Origin of the sequence: Pseudorhodobacter sp. MZDSW-24AT (assembly GCF_002794355.1) — a bacterium.
Taxonomy (GTDB): domain Bacteria; phylum Pseudomonadota; class Alphaproteobacteria; order Rhodobacterales; family Rhodobacteraceae; genus Pseudotabrizicola.
In genome coordinates, this window is the sequence record NZ_PGOI01000007.1 from 227,985 (window position 1) to 245,398 (window position 17,414).

20 protein-coding genes are annotated in these 17,414 nt (G+C 65.3%); 5 read left to right on the forward strand and 15 right to left on the reverse strand.

Translation table 11 applies throughout. The features are described 5' to 3' along the window. The first annotated feature begins 78 nt into the window (after window positions 1–78). Window positions 79–246: a YdcH family protein gene (locus tag CUR21_RS07150; RefSeq protein WP_100196321.1), complete on the forward strand. Its 168-nt coding sequence runs from the start codon at window positions 79–81 to the stop codon at window positions 244–246. On the opposite strand, the gene CUR21_RS07155 is transcribed toward CUR21_RS07150, so the two are convergent. Beyond that, window positions 224–1,117: a DMT family transporter gene (locus CUR21_RS07155; RefSeq protein ID WP_100196322.1), complete on the reverse strand. Its 894-nt coding sequence runs from the start codon at window positions 1,115–1,117 to the stop codon at window positions 224–226. The two genes, CUR21_RS07150 and CUR21_RS07155, sit on opposite strands and share 23 nt — an antisense overlap. Before the next feature lie 185 nt (window positions 1,118–1,302). Between CUR21_RS07155 and CUR21_RS18770 the strand changes: the two genes are divergently transcribed. Then, window positions 1,303–1,449, forward strand: coding sequence for an RSP_7527 family protein (locus CUR21_RS18770; protein ID WP_198431643.1), 147 nt, complete (start codon window positions 1,303–1,305; stop codon window positions 1,447–1,449). A gap of 48 nt (window positions 1,450–1,497) precedes the next feature. Here the strand turns inward: CUR21_RS18770 and phbB are convergent, their stop codons facing one another. The 3 genes from phbB to CUR21_RS07175 all read right to left on the reverse strand — a co-directional run bounded on the left by phbB (window position 1,498) and on the right by CUR21_RS07175 (window position 4,469). Continuing rightward, complete coding sequence (gene phbB, locus CUR21_RS07165; RefSeq protein WP_100196324.1) at window positions 1,498–2,223, reverse strand: acetoacetyl-CoA reductase; 726 nt, start codon at window positions 2,221–2,223, stop codon at window positions 1,498–1,500. A 104-nt stretch (window positions 2,224–2,327) separates the two neighbouring features. Continuing rightward, window positions 2,328–3,500, reverse strand: coding sequence for an acetyl-CoA C-acetyltransferase (locus tag CUR21_RS07170; protein WP_100196325.1), 1,173 nt, complete (start codon window positions 3,498–3,500; stop codon window positions 2,328–2,330). A 129-nt stretch (window positions 3,501–3,629) separates the two neighbouring features. Then, on the reverse strand, window positions 3,630–4,469 hold the full coding sequence (locus CUR21_RS07175) for an EAL domain-containing protein (RefSeq protein WP_100196326.1): 840 nt from the start codon (window positions 4,467–4,469) through the stop codon (window positions 3,630–3,632). 113 nt (window positions 4,470–4,582) lie between these two features. On the opposite strand from CUR21_RS07175, the gene CUR21_RS07180 reads away from it, so the two are divergent. After that, window positions 4,583–5,164 carry a DNA-3-methyladenine glycosylase I gene (locus CUR21_RS07180; protein WP_100196327.1) on the forward strand — a complete coding sequence of 194 codons (582 nt, stop codon included), beginning with the start codon at window positions 4,583–4,585 and terminating at the stop codon, window positions 5,162–5,164. Window positions 5,165–5,258: 94 nt separating this feature from the next. Continuing rightward, complete coding sequence (mnmH, locus tag CUR21_RS07185; protein WP_100196328.1) at window positions 5,259–6,305, forward strand: tRNA 2-selenouridine(34) synthase MnmH; 1,047 nt, start codon at window positions 5,259–5,261, stop codon at window positions 6,303–6,305. 72 nt (window positions 6,306–6,377) lie between these two features. Here mnmH and selD read toward each other — a convergent pair whose 3' ends face one another. Continuing rightward, window positions 6,378–8,618, reverse strand: a complete 2,241-nt coding sequence (gene selD / locus CUR21_RS07190; RefSeq protein ID WP_369802511.1) for a selenide, water dikinase SelD — start codon at window positions 8,616–8,618, stop codon at window positions 6,378–6,380. A 138-nt stretch (window positions 8,619–8,756) separates the two neighbouring features. Here selD and rpoN point away from each other — a divergent pair, with 138 nt between their 5' ends. Then, on the forward strand, window positions 8,757–10,007 hold the full coding sequence (rpoN, locus tag CUR21_RS07195; protein WP_100196787.1) for an RNA polymerase factor sigma-54: 1,251 nt from the start codon (window positions 8,757–8,759) through the stop codon (window positions 10,005–10,007). Here rpoN and rnr read toward each other — a convergent pair. The 10 genes from rnr to hspQ all read right to left on the reverse strand — a co-directional run bounded on the left by rnr (window position 10,004) and on the right by hspQ (window position 17,383). Then, the gene (rnr, locus tag CUR21_RS07200) at window positions 10,004–12,253 is read right to left on the reverse strand and encodes a ribonuclease R (RefSeq protein WP_100196330.1); all 2,250 of its coding nucleotides are present in this window, start codon (window positions 12,251–12,253) and stop codon (window positions 10,004–10,006) included. The genes rpoN and rnr overlap by 4 nt on opposite strands. Before the next feature lie 152 nt (window positions 12,254–12,405). Further along, a complete protein-coding gene (locus CUR21_RS07205; RefSeq protein WP_100196331.1) occupies window positions 12,406–12,846 on the reverse strand; it encodes a molybdenum cofactor biosynthesis protein MoaE in 441 nt (146 codons plus the stop codon). A gap of 2 nt (window positions 12,847–12,848) precedes the next feature. Further along, on the reverse strand, window positions 12,849–13,100 hold the full coding sequence (gene moaD / locus CUR21_RS07210; RefSeq protein ID WP_100196332.1) for a molybdopterin converting factor subunit 1: 252 nt from the start codon (window positions 13,098–13,100) through the stop codon (window positions 12,849–12,851). Further along, complete coding sequence (gene pgsA, locus CUR21_RS07215; protein ID WP_100196333.1) at window positions 13,097–13,765, reverse strand: CDP-diacylglycerol--glycerol-3-phosphate 3-phosphatidyltransferase; 669 nt, start codon at window positions 13,763–13,765, stop codon at window positions 13,097–13,099. Before pgsA ends, moaD begins: the two co-directional genes overlap by 4 nt. A 46-nt stretch (window positions 13,766–13,811) precedes the next feature. Continuing rightward, the gene (locus tag CUR21_RS07220; RefSeq protein ID WP_100196334.1) at window positions 13,812–14,501 is read right to left on the reverse strand and encodes a pseudouridine synthase; all 690 of its coding nucleotides are present in this window, start codon (window positions 14,499–14,501) and stop codon (window positions 13,812–13,814) included. Beyond that, the gene (locus tag CUR21_RS07225; protein WP_100196335.1) at window positions 14,498–15,394 is read right to left on the reverse strand and encodes a homocysteine S-methyltransferase family protein; all 897 of its coding nucleotides are present in this window, start codon (window positions 15,392–15,394) and stop codon (window positions 14,498–14,500) included. Before CUR21_RS07225 ends, CUR21_RS07220 begins: the two co-directional genes overlap by 4 nt. Window positions 15,395–15,405: 11 nt before the next feature. After that, complete coding sequence (locus CUR21_RS07230; protein ID WP_100196336.1) at window positions 15,406–15,864, reverse strand: GAF domain-containing protein; 459 nt, start codon at window positions 15,862–15,864, stop codon at window positions 15,406–15,408. A 346-nt stretch (window positions 15,865–16,210) separates the two neighbouring features. Then, a complete protein-coding gene (locus CUR21_RS07235; RefSeq protein ID WP_157791958.1) occupies window positions 16,211–16,624 on the reverse strand; it encodes an ATP-binding protein in 414 nt (137 codons plus the stop codon). Between the two features lie 22 nt (window positions 16,625–16,646). Beyond that, window positions 16,647–16,991 carry an STAS domain-containing protein gene (locus CUR21_RS07240; RefSeq protein WP_100196338.1) on the reverse strand — a complete coding sequence of 115 codons (345 nt, stop codon included), beginning with the start codon at window positions 16,989–16,991 and terminating at the stop codon, window positions 16,647–16,649. Window positions 16,992–17,056: 65 nt separating this feature from the next. Next, entirely contained in the window at window positions 17,057–17,383 is a 327-nt protein-coding gene (gene hspQ / locus CUR21_RS07245; RefSeq protein ID WP_100196339.1) for a heat shock protein HspQ, read from the reverse strand. Window positions 17,384–17,414: the final 31 nt, after the last annotated feature.

The following is a 17,414-nucleotide window of genomic DNA, read 5'->3' on the forward strand; positions in this document are numbered from 1 at the left end:
TTTCTGTCGATTTTGGGCGACACGACTCGGGTCTTGTGATGCACTCGTCACATTGGAACCGATTACAGGAGGGTTAAGATGACCGTTGCTTCGCACCTGCAGGAACTGCGCCGCAAGCATGAGCACCTCTCGGAACAGGTCGAGCGTGAGCAGCGCAGTCCGGCAACGGACGCTCTGAAAATCGCGGATATGAAGAAACAGAAAATGCGTTTGAAGGAAGAGATCAATCGCCTGATGCAGAACTGAGGTCTGCCTTGGCCTTGGTGGCGCTGCCCCGCGCTGCCAAGGCCGCTCCCCCTGCGATCAGCACCGCTGCCGCACCGATGACGGGGGTGGCAGGGGTGATCCCCGCAAGGATCAAGGCCAGTGTTGACAACAAAGGCGCGGCATAGGAGGCGACACCCAAAAGCTGGATGTCGCCTTTTTTCATGCCGATGTCCCATGTGAAAAAGGCGGCCCCCACCGGGCCCAGCCCCAAGGCCAGCACCGAAAGCCAGCCCAAGGTGCTGGTGGGCCACAGCGTTTCTTCCAGCGTCAGATGTGCCACCAGCGACAGCACCGCGGTGGCAAGGCAAAAGACGGTGACGCTTTCGGTGGGCACGCTGCCCAGACGGCGCGACAGCACGGAATAGGCCGCCCAGGTGAGCGCGCAGCCAAAGCCCAGAACAAGACCGGGGGCCGAGGCGCCGCCCAGATCCACCCCGCCGCGCAGCACGATCAGCGCTGCCCCGGCAAAGGCGATCAGCGCCCCAAGGATGTGCAGAGGGCGCAGTCGTTCGCCCGGCAGAAGGCCCGAGAACAGCACGATGAACAGCGGCCACAGATAGGCGATCAGCCCGGTTTCGGCGGTCGGGGCGATGCGGAAGGCGGTGAAATACAAAAAGTGATAGCCAAAAAGGCCAAGGGTGCCAAAGGCATAAACCTTCCACGACACACGGGTCAGCACGCCAAAGCCACGCCGCGCGGTCCAGATCAGGCCGATGGTGCCACCAATGCCAAAGCACAGGGCGTTGAGCAGGAAGGGCGGCACCGGGGCCGAGCCGATGGTGAACAGCGCCAAGAGCGCCCACATCAAAATGGCGGAAAATCCGATGGCGGTTGCCTTGCCTTGAGTCACCTTGTGGCCTTTTGTCTGCGAAGATCAGGGCGGAACAGATGCCAGCCGCAGGCCAAGGTCAAGCCCCGCGCTTGCGCGCGGCGGGCAACGGCAATGCAGAAAACGCATGGGGCTTTGCGTTGCAAATCGATGCCAGAACAGGCATTTCTTTGGGCAGGGGGGACAGATCCAAAGGGAAATGTCCAATGCTGGAAACCAATGTGAAAATCGACCACGAAGCCATCCTGCGCCAAGCACGCCAGTTGCGCGCTGAAGCCTTGAGCCAGATGGTGCGCAACCTCATCAGCTTTTTCCGTCGCAAGCCTGCTGTGCGCGGCGCGGCAAAAGCCTGACAGAACAGGGCCGCCCCATCGGGACGGCCCTTTCCTTTTGGCCTTGGATCAGACGAAGAACTGCCCGCCGTTGGCACTGATCGTGGCGCCGGTGATAAAGCCCGCGTCTTCGGCGGCCAGAAACACCACACAGCGCGCGATTTCCTCGGGCTCGCCCAGACGGCCAACGGGGATTTGCGGGATGATGCGGTCGTTCAGCACCTTTTCATCGATCGCGCGCACCATTTCGGTGCCGATATAACCGGGGCAAATGGCGTTGACGGTGATGCCGGCACGCGCGCCTTCCTGCGCCAGCGCCTTGGTAAAGCCCAGATCGCCGGATTTCGCGGCGGAATAATTGGCTTGCCCGGCCTGACCCTTTTGCCCGTTGATCGAGGAAATGTTGATCACACGGCCAAACTTGCGATCCCGCATGCCAGACCACAGCGGATGGGTCATGTTGAACAGGCCGGTAAGGTTGGTGTCGATCACCTCTTTCCACTGGGTCGGGGTCATCTTGTGGAACATGGCGTCGCGGGTGATGCCCGCGTTGTTGACCAGCACATCGACCGGGCCGAGATCGGCCTCCACCTGCTTGATGCCTTCGGCGCAGGCGTCGTAATCGGCGACGGACCATTTGTAGGTCTTGATCCCGGTTTCGGCGGTGAACTTGGCCGCTGCCTCGTCATTGCCGGCATAATTGGCGGCAACGGTATAGCCAGCGGCCTTGAGCGCCACGGAAATCGCAGCGCCAATCCCGCGCGATCCCCCGGTAACCAATGCAACACGCGCCATGAGTATCCTCCTTGTTCTGGCTTTCTTGAAATATAGGTATCGATAAGACAATGGGCGCGCAAGATTATTGCGCGCCCATTGTGCAAACGCAGCAAAAACTGGTCTTAGCGCTCAAGGCACATGGCCACACCCATGCCCCCGCCGATGCACAGCGTGGCCAGACCTTTCTTCGAGTCGCGGCGGGCCATTTCATGCAGCAAGGTGTTCAGGATGCGGCAGCCCGAGGCGCCGATCGGGTGGCCGATGGCGATGGCGCCGCCGTTCACGTTCACGATGGACGGGTCCCAGCCCATATCCTTGTTCACCGCGCAGGCTTGGGCGGCAAAAGCTTCATTCGCTTCAACCAGATCAAGGTCGCCCACCGACCAGCCCGCCTTTTGCAGCGCCTTGCGCGAGGCGTGGATGGGCCCGACACCCATGATCGACGGGTCCAAGCCAGCGGTGGCATAGCTGGCGATCCGGGCCAGCACCTTGAGCCCGCGCTTGGCAGCCTCTTCCTCGGTCATCAGCAGAACGGCGGCGGCGCCGTCGTTGATGCCGCTGGCATTGCCCGCCGTGACCGAGCCATCCTTGGTGAAGGCGGGGCGGAGTTTCTGCATGCTGTCCAGCGTGGCGCCGTGGCGGATGTATTCATCCTGATCCACCACCGTTTCGCCTTTGCGGGTCTTCACGGTGTAGCCGATGATTTCATCGGCAAACTTGCCCGCCTTTTGCGCGGCTTCGGCCTTGTTCTGGCTGGCAAGCGCGAATTCATCCTGCATGTCGCGGCTGATCTGCCATTGGTTGGCCACGTTTTCCGCCGTCTGGCCCATGTGATAGCCGTTGAACGCATCCCACAGCCCATCGCGGATCATGCTGTCGATGAAGTTCAGATCGCCCATCTTCTGCCCGGCGCGCAGATGCGCGACATGGGGCGAGAGCGACATGTTTTCCTGCCCGCCCGCAACCACGATGCGCGCATCGCCCAGTTGCACATGCTGCGCCCCCAGCGCCACCGCACGCAGGCCCGACCCACAGACCTGGTTCAGCGACCAAGCGCTGGCCTCTTTCGCAAGGCCCGCCTTGATATGCGCCTGACGGGCGGGGTTCTGGCCTTGGCCTGCGGTCAGCACCTGCCCCAGAATGGTTTCCTCCACCTCGGCCTTGTCGATCCCGGCACGTTCGATCACCCCGGCAATGACCGCCGCGCCCAGATCATGCGCAGGCACAGTGGCGAAGGCGCCATTGAAACTGCCCACGGCGGTGCGCCCTGCGGCGACGATAACGACATTGGTCATGCGATCTTACTCCCTCGGCCTAGGCGACAGGAGGCCTTTCCCCTGCCTTCTCTTTTGACCTAAGCCGCCGGGCCGCAAAGCGCAAGATTCTTGCGCGCCAGAGCTAACCTTACGTCAGTTCAGCAGCGGTCAGGCGGTCTGGCGTTCGGGCGGTGGCCCGGTCCAATCCGGCTGCACGGTGGGCGCGCCGAAGAAATAGCCTTGCTGGCAATCCACCCCCAAGGCCTGCAGATATTGGGCATCGGCAAGGGTTTCGACCGATTCCGCCACGCAAAGCATATCGAACTGCCGCGCAATCGAGACAAGCGCCGCCGTCAGCACCTGATTGTCGGCATCGGCATGGATGTTGCGAATGAACTGCCCGTCGATTTTGAGGATATCAAAGGCGAAATCCTTGAAATAGCGGATCGCGGTATAGCCGGCGCCGAAATCATCCAGCGCGAAGGCCACGCCATCGGATTGCAGATCCTTCATGAAGGCAATCACGATTTCAGGCACCAGCATGGCCGAGCTTTCCGTGATCTCCAAGATCAGGCGTTCGCCGATTTCGGGATTTTTGCGCAAGGCATTGCGCAAGATCGACAGCCATTTCGGATAGCCGATCGACCGCGCCGACATGTTGACCGACAAGCGGACATGCGGCACCCGCGCCAAAGTGGCCAAGGCCATCGCCAAGGAGGCGCAGTCCAGTTCCCGCCCGATTTCCTGCGCTTCGACCGCGGCCATGAAATCGCGCGCGGGAATGGGGCGACCCGCCGGGTCCAGCACGCGCATCAGGCCTTCGTGAAAGGCGATGCGCGAGGTGTCGGCCGAAATGACGATCGGCTGATAGGCCAGCCGGACACGGCCCTTGAGCAGCGCCTCCCGCACCATGGCAATGGTCTGCCGGTCATTTTCCGAGATGGCATAGAACAGGGGGCTGGCCAGTCTGGGCGGCACTTCGGGACGGGGGGGATTGTCATGCGCCATCGGACACTCCTGTGTTGAGGGTCGCAGAACCGTGGCGCCATGCGGGTAAAGCTTGCGTAAAGTTTCACATTTTGTTCCAATTGTCTTCACTCAGGGCAAACGGGTGGCAACAGATGGACGGAACTGCGCAATCGCGCTGCGGATGGTGCGGGACAGAGCCGATTTATGTGGATTATCATGACCATGAATGGGGCGTCCCCGAACGTGACGGCCGCGCCCTTTGGGAAAAGCTGATCCTTGACGGCTTTCAGGCCGGGCTGAGCTGGATCACGATCCTGAAAAAGCGCGACAGTTTTCGGCAGGCCTTTGACGGTTTTCACCCCGAGGTGATCGCGCATTGGGGCGAGGACGACATCGCCCGCCTGCTGGCCAATCCCGGCATCGTGCGGCACCGGGGCAAGATCGCGGGCACCATCGGGTCGGCACAGGCCTATCTGCGGATCGAGCAGCGCGAGGGATTCGCCCATTTCCTCTGGGCGTTTCAGGGCGGCACCGTGCAGCAAAACCGCTGGCAAAGCCTGTCGCAGGTGCCCGGGCAAACCCCGGTGTCACAGGCCATGTCAAAGGCGCTGAAGGCCGAGGGCTTTGCCTTTTGCGGGCCGACGATCGTCTATGCCTTCATGCAGGCCTGCGGCATGGTGAATGACCATCTTGTCAGCTGCCCCTGCCATGACAAGGTGGCTGCGCTGGCCTGAGCCTCTTGCCGCACAGACCGGCGCAAGGCGGGCCAGAACTCGGGGTTGCGCGCAGCGGGCAAGCCGCCCATTCTGCGCGGATTCTGGGGGCACCATGGCTGTAGAACTCACATCCCTTGCCGATGTATTGGCGCTGCGCTTCGATGACATCATCGATGTGCGGGCTCCGGCGGAATTTGCCGATGACCATCTGCCGGGCGCCCTCTCGCTGCCGGTGCTGGATGATGCAGAACGCGCGCGCGTGGGCACGCTTTACAAGCAGGTCTCACCCTTTGACGCGCGCAAACTGGGGGCTGCGCTGGTGGCCAAGAATGCCGCCGCGCATCTGATGGGCCCCTTGGCCAACCGCCCCGGCAGCTGGCAACCGCTGGTTTATTGCTGGCGGGGCGGCCAGCGCTCGGGGTCTTTCGCCACCATCCTGTCGCAGATCGGCTGGCGGGTGCAAACCGTTCAGGGCGGCTACAAAAGCTGGCGCAGCCTTGTGGTCGCGGCCTTGCAGGACCAGCCCTTTCCTTGCCCGGTGGTCGTGCTGGACGGCAACACCGGCACCGCCAAAACCGCGCTTCTGGCGCAGCTGGCCGCGCAAGGGGTGCAGGTGCTGGATCTGGAAGCTCTGGCCGGGCACCGGGGGTCGCTGTTCGGGGCCATCGGGCCGCAGCCTTCGCAGCGCCGCTTCGAAGGGCAGCTGGCGCTGGCAATGGCCCGGCTGGACCCGAAGCGCCCGGTTGTGATTGAGGCGGAAAGCTCGCGCATCGGTCGGCTGAACCTGCCGCGGGGGCTGTGGCGCGCCATGACAGCCGCCCCGCGCATCACGCTCGATGCGCCGCTGGACGAGCGGGCGCGCTATCTGGCCGAGGCCTATGCCGATATCGCCGCCGATGCCGGGCGGCTGACAGCGGTGCTGGGCTGGCTGCGCCCGTCGCATCCGGGCGAGGTGATCGCCGAATGGGAGGCCTTGGCCGAGGCGCGGCAGTTCACCGCGCTGGCCCGCGGCTTGATGCAGCGCCATTACGACCCGCGCTATGCCAAGCACCGCGCCCGCAGCGCACCACCGGTGGCCGAAATCCACGCCCCCCGCCTTGACGCAGAGGCGCTGCCGGATCTGGCCCGGCGCATCGCGCAGGCGGTGCCGGGGCTCTGACCCGCGCCCGGATTTGCACCTTTCTTAAATACTCCCGCGCGGAGCGCTCCTGCGGCCCGCCTCGCAGGGCTGTCAGCGCAGGATAATCCGTGCAGGGGCCGCCACCACCTGCCCGATCTGCACCGCAAACTCCCCCGCCGCCGCCATGGCGGCCAGCGCCGCCGGGGCGGCGGCCTCGGGCAGGCACAGCAAAAGCCCGCCACAGGTTTGCGGGTCGAACAGCAGATCCAGCCTTGGCCCGGCCTCGCCCTCGACCTGCCAGCCAAGGCCTGCCCGGTTCGAGGGCGCAAGGGTGGAGGCCACGCCTTGCGCCGCCAAGCCTTCGGCCCCCGGCAAAATGGGCAAGGCCGCGCGCGACAGTTCGGCCCCCAGCCCCGCCGGTTCCAGCATTTCCCACAGATGGCCGGCCAGCCCGAATCCTGTCACATCGGTCATCGCATGGGCCTGTGGCCGCAGAATCGCCGCCGCCGCCGCCAGCGGGCGTTGCATGCTGTCGATACAGGCCGCCCAGATCTCGCCCAGCATCAGACCATCGGTGCCTCTACAGTCTGCCGCGATCCGCGCCATCTCGGCGGCCAGAACCACGCCGGTGCCCAAAGGCTTGGTGAGCAGGATCGCATCGCCGGGCCGCGCCCCTGTCTTGAGCCGTGCCGGGCCTTCCATCAGCCCCGTCACGGTAAAGCCCAAGGCCAGCTCATCCCCCACCGCCGAATGGCCGCCCACCACATCGGCCCCGGCGGCGCGGAACACCGCGCTTGCGGCCTGCATCACCTCGGCCAGCATATCGGCCTGCAAGGCCTCGGACAGGCGTGGCAGGGTGATCTGCGCCAGCGCCGCCTGCGGATCGGCGCCCATCGCCCAGACATCGCCCAGCGCATGAATCGCCGCCAGCCGCGCCATCAAGGCCGGATCGGCGGTAAAGGCGCGCAGATGATCGGTCGTTATCACCTGCGTGCGCCCGCCGATGACCAGCCGCGCCGCATCATCGCCGCGCCCAGACAGCACATCCGTGCGGTCGGGCGCGGGAAGGCCTGCCAATGCCGCACGCAAGGCCCCTGCCCCCACCTTGGCCCCGCAGCCGCCGCACATCGGTTTGTCGCCCAGCGCCTGCGCCATGCCCTTGGCATGAACGGGCGGCACCGCAGGCCGGGGCATTGCCGGATAGGTCGAGAATTTTGCCATGAACTTGGCATCGATCTGGTCTTTCACCTGCCAAAGCCAGCGGCCACCGCCGCGCAGACCGAACTTGTCGGCCACCGCCACCTTGTCCCCCACCGACACCAGTTTCAGGTAATCGCGCTGCGGGTGATAACCGCGCAGCGGCCCACCCGCCCCTGCCTGGTCCGACCCTGACCCGCCCGAAACGGCCGCGCGCAGATTGTGCAACAGCACCGGCGCCTGCCGCACCGCGAACACCCCCGCCTTGGGGCGCGGGGCATGCGTCAGATGCGCGCAATCGCCGACCGCGAAAATCGCCGCATCCGAGCTTTGCAGCGTCGGCCCCACATCGACAAAGCCATCGGTCAGCGCAAGCCCGGTCTGCGCCAGCCAGTCCTGCGGGCGCGCGCCCGCCACCGACAGGGTGAAATCCGAAGGCAGTCGCCGCCCATCCTGCAGCAGCACGGCCTCTGCCAGCACCTGCGCCGGGCTGACCCCTGTCAGCAGGGTGACACCGTGACTGTGCAGCGCCGCCAGCAAGCTGCGCCGCGCGCCCGCCGAGACCCCCGGCAGCGCCTGTGCGCCCCGGTCCAGCAAGGTGATCTGCGGCGTCTTTCCCGCCGCGCGCAGGCGATGGGCCGAAGCCAGCGCCAGCTCTACCCCGCCCACGCCCGCGCCGATGATCACCAGATGCGGCGCCGGGCCGCTTTCGGCCACAAAGGCCTCCCATCGTGCGGCATAGCGGCCCAGCGGCTTGGCCGCCACGCCATGCGCCGCATAGCCCGGCACCTCGGGCAGATCCGAGGCGATGCCAATGTCAAGCGAGGCCACATCATAGCGCAGCCGCCGCCCCGAGCCGAGCACCACCTGCCGTGCCGCGCGGTCGATGCCACAGGCCCGGTCCATCACCAGCCGCGCACCGGCAAAGCGCGCAAGACGCACCAGATCAATCATCATCGCCTCGCGGCGGTAATGCCCGGCCACCGCGCCGGGCAACATGCCGGTATAGGGCGCCACCGGGCCGGGGTTGATCAGCGTCAGCCGCGCGCCGGGCAGCGGGTTCATCCCCCAGCGGCGCAGCACCAAGGCATGCGCATGGCCGCCGCCGATCAGCACAATGTCTTGCGTCAGCGGCAGAGGCGGGGCAGTCATCATGGCAGGGCGCACCTTTTGGGCTGTCATGCCGCGACCTTACGCGCTTGGTCCTGCAAGCGCGAGGGGCGCGCAGATCCTCTGCGGTCAAAGGCGCAACAGGCTTGCGTCCTGTCTGGCACGCGCCTTAGGCTGGCCGCCATGAAGGCACGTTCAAAACTTACGGTCAGCCCGTCGCAGCGGCTTCAGCTCAGTGCCGGGCTGCAAGCCGCGCTCAATGTGCTGCGTGCCGACGCCACCAGTCTGACAGAGTATCTGGAGGAACAGGCCGCCGAGACTCCGGCGCTTTCACTGCAGACGGTGCTTCCCGCAGGGGGCGACTGGTTGCCGCGCTGGTCCGGCACCTTGCCGACCGGAGGGTCGGAGGATCTGGAAAACCTTGCCGATCATGGGCCAAGCCTGATCGCCCATGTGCTGGCCGCGATCCCGCAGCTTGTCGAAGGCCACGGCGCGCGCGAGATTGCGGTGGCCTTGGCCGATGCTCTGGAACCCTCGGGCTGGCTGGGCCGCCCGCTGGCGCAGATCGCCGCCGAGCTTTCGGTGAGCCTGCCAGCGGTGGAACAGGTGCTGGGCCAGTTGCAACGCATTGATCCGCCCGGGTTGTTCGCGCGTTCGCTGGCCGAATGTCTGCGGCTGCAAGCCTTGGATGCCGAGGTGCTGGACCCGGTGCTGGCCACCATGCTTGACCGGCTGGATCTGGTCGCTTCGGGCGATTGGGCCGCCTTGGCGCGGCTTACCAACGCGCCGACGGCAGAGCTTCAAAGCCGCTTTCGCCTGATCCGCAGCTTCAATCCGAAACCCGGCGCCAGCTTTTCTGCCGTCGCCAGCCCCCAGCGCGAGCCGGACCTGATTGCGCGGCAAGGCGGCGATGGCTGGCAGGTGGCCTTCAACCGCTCGTCTTTGCCGGCGCTGTCGGTCGATCCCGATGCCGCCGGGGCCGCCCGCGCGCGCGATGTGGTGCGGCTGATCGAAACCCGCAACGCCACCCTTTTGGCCGTGGGCCAAGCCATTCTGGCGCATCAGCATCTGGCCTTGGCGCGCGGCCCTTCGGCCTTGCGGCCCCTGACGATGCAAGACATTGCCCAAAGCCTTGGTCTGCACAAATCCACCGTCAGCCGCGTGGTGGCGGGCACCGCTGTCGATACCCCGCATGGCACGTGGTGGCTGCGGCGGCTGTTCTCGCCCGATATGGGGGCCGACACTGCGGCCGCCGCCCTGCGCGCCCGCCTTGCACGGTTGATTGCGCAGGAAGAAACCACAGAGCCCCTATCGGACGAAGCGCTGACGCAGGCGCTTTCGCAAGACGGAATCGCCTTGGCACGGCGCACGGTGGCGAAATACCGGGCCGAGTTGCGCATCCCGGCCGCGCATCACCGAAAACGCAGGCACTAGCGCCGCTTGCGCAGCACCTTGCGCTTGACCTTGGCCTCCTTCGCGGCGGCCTTGCCCGGCTTGCGCGGTGCAAAGCGCCCGCGGCGCGGCTGGGCGCGCGGCAAGGCGCCGCCTTCGATCTCCAGCAGTTCCAGCATGATGCCGCCGGTCACCGGCACCGCCTCGGCAAGCCGCACGGTCACGCGCTGACCGATGCCGATGGTCAGGCCGGTATCGGCTCCGGTCAGGGTCTGGCTGTCCTGATCATAATGAAAGAACTCGCGCCCGACGCTGCGGATGGGGATCAGCCCATCTGCGCCGGTCTCGTCCAGCTTCACGAACAGGCCAAAGCGCTGCACGCCGGAAATCCGGCCCGTGAAATCCGCCCCCACCCGGTCGGCCAGATAGGCCGCCAGATAGCGGTCGGTCGTATCGCGTTCGGCCGCCATGCTGCGTCGTTCGCTGTCGGAAATCAGCTTGGCGGTGTCCTCCAGCTGCTCGATGTCAGACGCCGACAAGCCATCCTTGCCCCAGCCATGCCCTGCAATCAGCGCACGATGCACGATCAGATCGGAATAGCGCCGGATGGGCGAGGTGAAATGCGCATAATTCTTCAAGGCCAGCCCGAAATGGCCAAAATTCTGCGGGAAGTAATAGGCCTGCGTCATGCTGCGCAGGGTGCTGATGTTCAACAGCTCATCAAACTCGGTGCCTTGCGCCGCCGCCAGCAGGCTGTTCAGATGCCGCGTCTGCAACACCTGCCCCTTGGCCAGCACAAAGCCCGAGGCTTCCGCCACCTCCCGCAAGGCATCCAGCTTTTCCGGTGTCGGTTCTTCATGCACGCGGAACAGCAAGGGCTGCTTCAGCCGCACCAGTTCTTCCGCCGCCGCCACATTGGCGAGGATCATGAATTCTTCGATCAAGCGATGCGCGTCAAAGCGTTCCTTGAACGACACCGACCTCACCTCGCCCGCCTCGGACAACTCGATCTTGCGCTCCGGCAAATCCAGATCCAGCGGCTGGCGGGCGGCGCGCGCCAGTTTGGTGGCGGCATAGGCGGCGTAAAGCGGGCGCAACACCGGGTCGAGCAGCGGCGCGGTCACCGCATCGGGCGCGCCATCAATGGCCGCCTGCACCTGTTCATAGCTCAGGCTGGCGACAGACCGCATGATCCCGCGCACGAAACGGTGGCTGATCTTGGCACCCTTCGCATCCAGCCGCATCCGCACCGCCAGACAGGCGCGGTCCACATGCTGATGCAAGGAACACAGATCGCCCGACAGCACATCGGGCAGCATCGGCACCACCCGGTCGGGGAAATAGGTCGAATTGCCGCGCTTTCTCGCCTCCCGGTCCAAGGCCGATCCGGGGCGGACGTAATAGGCCACATCGGCAATCGCCACCCAGACGACAAAGCCACCGGGATTGCCCGGCTCGGTATCGGCCTCGGCGTAAACCGCATCATCGCGGTCGCGCGCATCGGCGGGGTCGATGGTGCACAGCGGCAAATCGCGCAGATCGGTGCGCCCTTCCAGCGGGGCTGGTAGGGCACGGTCGGCCTCGGCGATCACGGCATCGGGGAACTGGTCGGGGATGCCGTGCTGATGAATGGCAATCAGGCTGACCGCTTTCGGTCCCGAGGGGTCGCCCAGCACGGCGGTGATGCGCGCCTGTGGCAGACCCATGTTGCGCCGCCCCACGGCCTCGCCTTCGACCAGCTCGCCATCCTTGGCGCCAAGGGTCATGTCGCGGCCCACGCGCCATTCCTTGTCCTGCCCCTTGTCGATGGGCACGATCCGCCCGCCTTCGGCGCCTGCGCGAAACACCCCCAGCACCCGCAGCGGGTTGGTGCCGATATGGCGGATCAGCCGCGCCTCATACTGGTATTCGCCCACATCCGCCGGGGACAGCCGCGCCAGAATCCGGTCGCCCGCCGCCAAGGCCGGGTCGCCCTTCTTGGCCAGAAACAGGATGCGCGGCGCCTCGCCCGCGCCGCCCCATTCCATCGGCCGGGCAAAGACATCGCCCTGCGCATCCGGCCCGGTGATCACCAGAATGGACACCGGCGGCAAGCCTTCGGGGTCGCGGTAGCTGCGGCCCTTCCTGGCAATCTGCCCCTCTTCGGCCAATTCGCCAAGGATGCGCTTCAACTCGATCCGCGCCGCCCCCTTGATGCCAAAGGCCTTGGCGATATCGCGCTTGGCCGCAAGGCCGGGGTTTTCACTGATCCATTGCAGGATCTGCTCTTTGCTGGGCATCTGTTCCATGACATCAGCCCTAGCACGCCCCGCGGTCGCACGAAAGCCGCCTGCCGCTTGCACCTTTTCCAAATACTCCCGCGCGGAGCGCATCCGACGCCGGCCCCCCGCGCGACCAGCGCAAAACCGCCCCCTGCGACCTGCGCAAAGCCGTCCCCTCGCTACCAGCGCAAAAGGGCCGCCTCGTCCGCATCCTTGGCCGCAACCCAAGCGGCGCCCTCAGGGCCAAGCTCTTTCTTCCAGAACGGCGCGCGGGATTTCAGGTAATCCATCAGGAACTCGGCGGCGGCAAAGGCATCGGCCCGGTGCGGGGCCGCCGTTGCCACCATCATGATCATCTCGCCGCCCGCCAGTCGGCCAAAGCGGTGGATCACCAGCGCATCCACAAGCGCCCAACGGCCTGCGGCCTCGTCCATGATCGCGGCAATCGCCTTTTCGGTCATGCCCGCATAATGCTCGATCTCCATCGCCGACAGCGCGCCGCCATTGTCGCGCACGATGCCGGTAAAGGTGACCACCGCTCCCGCGCCCGCCGCCCCGGCGGCAAAGGCCTGAGACTCGGCCCCCAGATCGAACGGCGCCTCCTGAACCGACAGGCGCATCGTCAACCCCCGGTCATCGGCGGAAAGAAGGCAACCTCGCGCACCCCGGCCAAGGGCGCGTCAAAACTGGCAAGCTCTTGATCCAGCGCCACCCGCAGGCTCGCCAGATCGGCAAAGGCCATGGCATAGCGGTCTTCGCGCGCCACCAGTTCGGCGATCAGATCGGCCACCGTGGCCGCATCGGTCTGCACGCGCTCGCGCGGCAGGCCGATCCGTTCCCGCACCCATGCGAAATACAGAACCTCGACACTCACGGCTTGTCATCCTTCAAGAAGGGCAGCGATTTGCGGAAATAATCCCAGCCGGTCACAAGCGTGAGCGCCGCCGCCACCCAGATCAGGCACAGCCCCACCAGCGTGGCCACCGAGGAACAGCCGCGCGCGCCGCACGACCGCAGCGGATCGGCAAGACCCTGGGTCACCAGCGAGGCATATTGATCTGTCGTCATCCCGCGCCGGGCGATGCCCTCCAGATGCTCGAGCCCGGTGCCCAGAAACAGCACCGCAATCGCCACCATCTGCGCCGTGGTCTTCCATTTGGCGAGTTTGGTCACCTTCAAGAGCCCGGCCTTTTCCGCCAGAAACTCGCGCAGGCCAGACACAAAGACCTCACGGAACAGGATCAGCGTCACCGGCAGGATCAACCAAGGGTTCATGCCGGAATAACCGGTGATGATGACCAGCGCGATCACCACCATCGCCTTGTCGGCAATCGGGTCGAGCATGGCGCCGAACTTCGATTCCTGCTGCCAGCGCCGCGCGATATAGCCGTCGAACCAATCGGTGACCGCGGCCACGATGAACAGCGTCAGCGCAAACCAATCCGCCCAAGGCCGATGGAAATACAAGAACATGATCGCGACGCCGGGCGCCGCGATCAGGCGCATCACCGTCAGAATATTGGGCAACGTCCATCTCATGCCCGATGCTTAGCCCATTAACCGCCGCAGAGGAAAGCGGATTTGCTCAGAACGGCGCGGGCGCGGTAAAGCTGACCGGCGCGCCGGTGGCGGGATGGTGCAGCGTCAGCATCTCGGAATGCAGCATCAGCCGATCCGCCGCCCGCGCGGGGCCGGTGGCATAGATCTGATCGCCGATGATCACATGGCCCAGCGCAAGCATATGCACGCGCAATTGATGGCTGCGCCCCGTGCGCGGATACAGCCGCACGCGGGTTTCGGTTTCGGTGCGTGCCACCACCTCCCAATCGGTCTGCGCCGGGCGACCGTTTTCCGGGTCAACCATCTGACGCGGGCGGTTGGGCCAGTCGCTGCCCAAGGGCAGATCCACATGGCCGGAGTCCGCTTCCATCACCCCCCAGACGCGGGCGACATAGGTTTTCTGCGCCCGGCGCTTTTCGAACTCCTGCCCCAGATAGGCCTGCGCCTGTTTGGTGCGGGCAAAGATCATCACGCCCGATGTGTCGCAATCCAGCCGGTGCACCACCAGCGCATCCCAATATTCGGCCATCAGGCGCGAGATCAGGCAATCCTGCCGCCCTTCCAACTTGCCCGGCACGCTGAGCAGACCCGCAGGCTTGTCCACCACCAGAATATGCGCATCCGCGTGCAGCACCGACAACGGCACATCGGGCGGGTCATAGCTGAAATCGGGGATCAGGCTGGGCGCGTGATCGGGCACCTTGCGCCGGGTCATCGGATCGTGTGGCCCGCCGCCTGCAAGCGCGCGGCCAGATGGCGGATATGGGCGGGCCCCACCTCGCAGCAGCCCCCCACGATCGTGGCCCCCATCGCCACCCAGTCCAGCGCGAAATCGGCGTATTTTTCCGGGGTCAGATCGTGGCGATGGGTCAGTTCCGCCACCGTGGGCGCGTCTTTCAGGAAATTGCCGGAAATGTGGGTGAACCCGTTCGCATAGGCGCCAAAGGGCAGGCCAAGGGTTTTCAGCCCCGCCAGTGCCGCACCCATCGCCTCGGGGACCGAGCAATTGGCCAGCACCGCCGCCACCTTGTGGCGCGCGATCACACCGGCCAGATCGGTCACCGGCTCGCCCGAGCGCAGTTTGCTGCCGTCATGGTCATCCACCGAAACCGAGAGCCAGACCGGGCGGCCCGCCGCTTGCGCGCCTGCGGCAGCACCTTCAGCCTGCTCCACGCTCGCCATGGTTTCACACAGGATCACATCGACATGCGGGCCAAGGAGGGCAGCAATCTCGGCATATTTCGGCGCGGCCACGGCCACGGGCTGCGTGACCTCGGGGCGGTAGGTGGCGACCAGCGGCCCCATCGAGCCTGCGATCAGGCCCCGCCCATGCGCGCCGCGCGCCTCATGCGCTTCGGCCAGCGCGCGCAGGTGCAAGGCGTGGAACAGATGGTCCAGATCAAAGCGTTCCAGCCGGTCATGGTGGATGGCATAGGTGTTGGTGGTGGCCACACTCGCCCCGGCGGCGAAGTAATCGGCATGGATCGCACCGACCATGCCGGGATGGTCGATCATCACCCGCGTGGCCCACAAGGGCGTGGGCGCATCGCCCGAGCGGGCGACGAGTTCCTGCCCCATCCCGCCGTCCAGAAGGGTGATCTGTGCCATGCCGTCTCCTTTCAGGCCGCGTCGCGGAAGACATCCGCCAAAAGGGCGGTGAAAAAGGCCTCATCCTCGGTGGTGAAGGCCGCCGGGGTGTTGCTGTCCAGATCCAGCACCCCCAGAAGCGTGCCCGCCCCGTTCCAGACCGGCAGCACCAGTTCGGACCGCGTGCTGGAGGCGCAGGCGATGTGGTCGGGGAAAGCATCGACATCGGGCACGTTGAGCACCTTGCCGCTGCGGGCGCTGGCGCCGCAGACCCCGCGCGAAAACGGGATCACAAGGCAGCCATGGCCGCCCTGATAAGGCCCGATCTTGAGCAACTCGGGCGCCACGACGCGGTAGAACCCGGTCCAGTCGCTGAGCGGGTGGTGGTGATGCACCTCGCAGGCGACGGTGGCCATCAAGGCCACGGCATCGGTTTCGCCATGGGTCAGCGACAAAATGGCGCTGCGCAGCGCGTCGTAATCTGGGGTCATCGTGGCCTTCCACCTTTTGCGGCTTCACAGGGTCCGGCCACGCCGGTCTGTGCTGCCTTGGTCCCTATCACAGCCGATTGCACCGCGCCAAGCAGGCAGTGGCGCAGGCAGGCAGTGGCGCTGGCAGGTTTGGCGCTGGCAAAGGCGCCATGCCGGGAGACAGGGGAAGGAGGCGCGCAGGCACAGGCAGATCCTCGGCGCCGCGAACTGGGTGGGGGCGTTATCCGCAGCGCCGAGGGAAGCCTAATGCAGCTACCCCTTCACTGTCGCGGCAAGGCGCGCCGTTTTTGCGGGGAAACTGGGGCAGTTTCGCGACATCTGAAGAAAGGCAGAAACAGTGCGGGGGTCACTCAGAGGATTGTTGCGCAGAAATCCGAAACGACAGCAGGTTCCGCCCGCCTTCGCGCCGATAGCACAGGTCTTCGGCCAAGCTGCGAATCAAATGCCAGCCATAGCCACCTTCTGAAAGATCCTCTGCGGCAGCGGGCGATGGCAGCCGCCCGTCTGGCAAGGCGCCGCCGGGCAAGGGCACCCCGGCATCGATGATCTGGCAGGTGACGCCGCCTTGGGTGGCTTCCACCGTTACCTCAATCTCGCCGGGGGCCAAGGCATAGGCGTGTTCGACGATGTTGTTCAACGCTTCGGCCAGCACGATCTGGGCGGCATCGCGGGCTTCGCTGCTGATCGGCCCCGGCGTCCAGCCGGTGAAGAGGGCGCAAAGCGCCTGCCGCACAGCCACGGGATCGGCAGGGAAGACCATGCGGGTCCGCCCCCCGGGGCTGTCAGCCGGCATCGCGCAGGCCATCGGCCCCCGCCGGGGCCGTGGGGTGGATGATGAAAACGCTGTCCATCCGCGTCAGCCGAAACACCTTTTCCACCGAAGGCGTCAGGCCCGACAATTCCAGCGGACGCTCTGGCCCCAAGGCCTTGCGCACGGCCACCACCGCACCCAGACCAGAACTGTCGATGAACATCACATCCGACAGGTCGAGCAAAACCCGCCGGCCATCCTGCGCGGTCAGATCGCGCATCCGATCCTTGAAATCGATCGCGCCCGCCGCATCGATGCGCGGTTCCCGGACGTGAACGATCATCAGATCAGGGGTGTGGGTGCAGTCCAGTCGCATCGTCGCCCTCCGCTTTCTGCGGCAGGCTAGCGTGCAAAGATTACCGACAGGTCAATCGCGCCGGATCAGTTGAGCTGAAATTGCAGCGGATAGCGCCCATCCTCGAAGTCTCCGAACAGATCGTTCAGATCCGGATGGCCCACAGGCTCTCCGGTGTCATCCGGCACAAGGTTCTGCTCGGACACATAGGCGACGTAATAGCTTTGGTCATTTTCGGCCAGCAGGTGATAGAACGGCTGGTCTTTTGAAGGACGGCTTTCTTCGGGAATGTTTTCATACCATTCATCGGTATTGGAAAACATGGCATCCACATCGAAGACCACACCGCGAAACGGGTGCTTGCGATGACGCAGAACCTGACCAAGATGGTATTTCGGTGTTGATGTCAGCATCTCTTGCGTCCTTTGGTCATGGTTATTAATC

Bases quoted from the DNA above. Each gene is read 5' to 3' on its own strand.
- rnr (WP_100196330.1), bottom strand. From the start codon at position 12,253: ATGGAACAGATGCCCAGCAAAGAGCAGATCCTGCAATGGATCAGTGAA.
- CUR21_RS07180 (WP_100196327.1), top strand. From the start codon at position 4,583: ATGGACGGAACTGCGCAATCGCGCTGCGGATGGTGCGGGACAGAGCCG.
- pgsA (WP_100196333.1), bottom strand. From the start codon at position 13,765: ATGAGATGGACGTTGCCCAATATTCTGACGGTGATGCGCCTGATCGCG.
- CUR21_RS07150 (WP_100196321.1), top strand. From the start codon at position 79: ATGACCGTTGCTTCGCACCTGCAGGAACTGCGCCGCAAGCATGAGCAC.
- mnmH (WP_100196328.1), top strand. From the start codon at position 5,259: ATGGCTGTAGAACTCACATCCCTTGCCGATGTATTGGCGCTGCGCTTC.
- CUR21_RS07225 (WP_100196335.1), bottom strand. From the start codon at position 15,394: ATGGCACAGATCACCCTTCTGGACGGCGGGATGGGGCAGGAACTCGTC.
- CUR21_RS07220 (WP_100196334.1), bottom strand. From the start codon at position 14,501: ATGACCCGGCGCAAGGTGCCCGATCACGCGCCCAGCCTGATCCCCGAT.
- CUR21_RS18770 (WP_198431643.1), top strand. From the start codon at position 1,303: ATGCTGGAAACCAATGTGAAAATCGACCACGAAGCCATCCTGCGCCAA.
- CUR21_RS07175 (WP_100196326.1), bottom strand. From the start codon at position 4,469: ATGGCGCATGACAATCCCCCCCGTCCCGAAGTGCCGCCCAGACTGGCC.
- CUR21_RS07240 (WP_100196338.1), bottom strand. From the start codon at position 16,991: ATGCGACTGGACTGCACCCACACCCCTGATCTGATGATCGTTCACGTC.
- CUR21_RS07235 (WP_157791958.1), bottom strand. From the start codon at position 16,624: ATGGTCTTCCCTGCCGATCCCGTGGCTGTGCGGCAGGCGCTTTGCGCC.
- CUR21_RS07170 (WP_100196325.1), bottom strand. From the start codon at position 3,500: ATGACCAATGTCGTTATCGTCGCCGCAGGGCGCACCGCCGTGGGCAGT.
- CUR21_RS07230 (WP_100196336.1), bottom strand. From the start codon at position 15,864: ATGACCCCAGATTACGACGCGCTGCGCAGCGCCATTTTGTCGCTGACC.
- selD (WP_369802511.1), bottom strand. From the start codon at position 8,618: ATGATGACTGCCCCGCCTCTGCCGCTGACGCAAGACATTGTGCTGATC.
- CUR21_RS07205 (WP_100196331.1), bottom strand. From the start codon at position 12,846: ATGCGCCTGTCGGTTCAGGAGGCGCCGTTCGATCTGGGGGCCGAGTCT.
- hspQ (WP_100196339.1), bottom strand. From the start codon at position 17,383: ATGCTGACATCAACACCGAAATACCATCTTGGTCAGGTTCTGCGTCAT.
- phbB (WP_100196324.1), bottom strand. From the start codon at position 2,223: ATGGCGCGTGTTGCATTGGTTACCGGGGGATCGCGCGGGATTGGCGCT.
- rpoN (WP_100196787.1), top strand. From the start codon at position 8,757: ATGAAGGCACGTTCAAAACTTACGGTCAGCCCGTCGCAGCGGCTTCAG.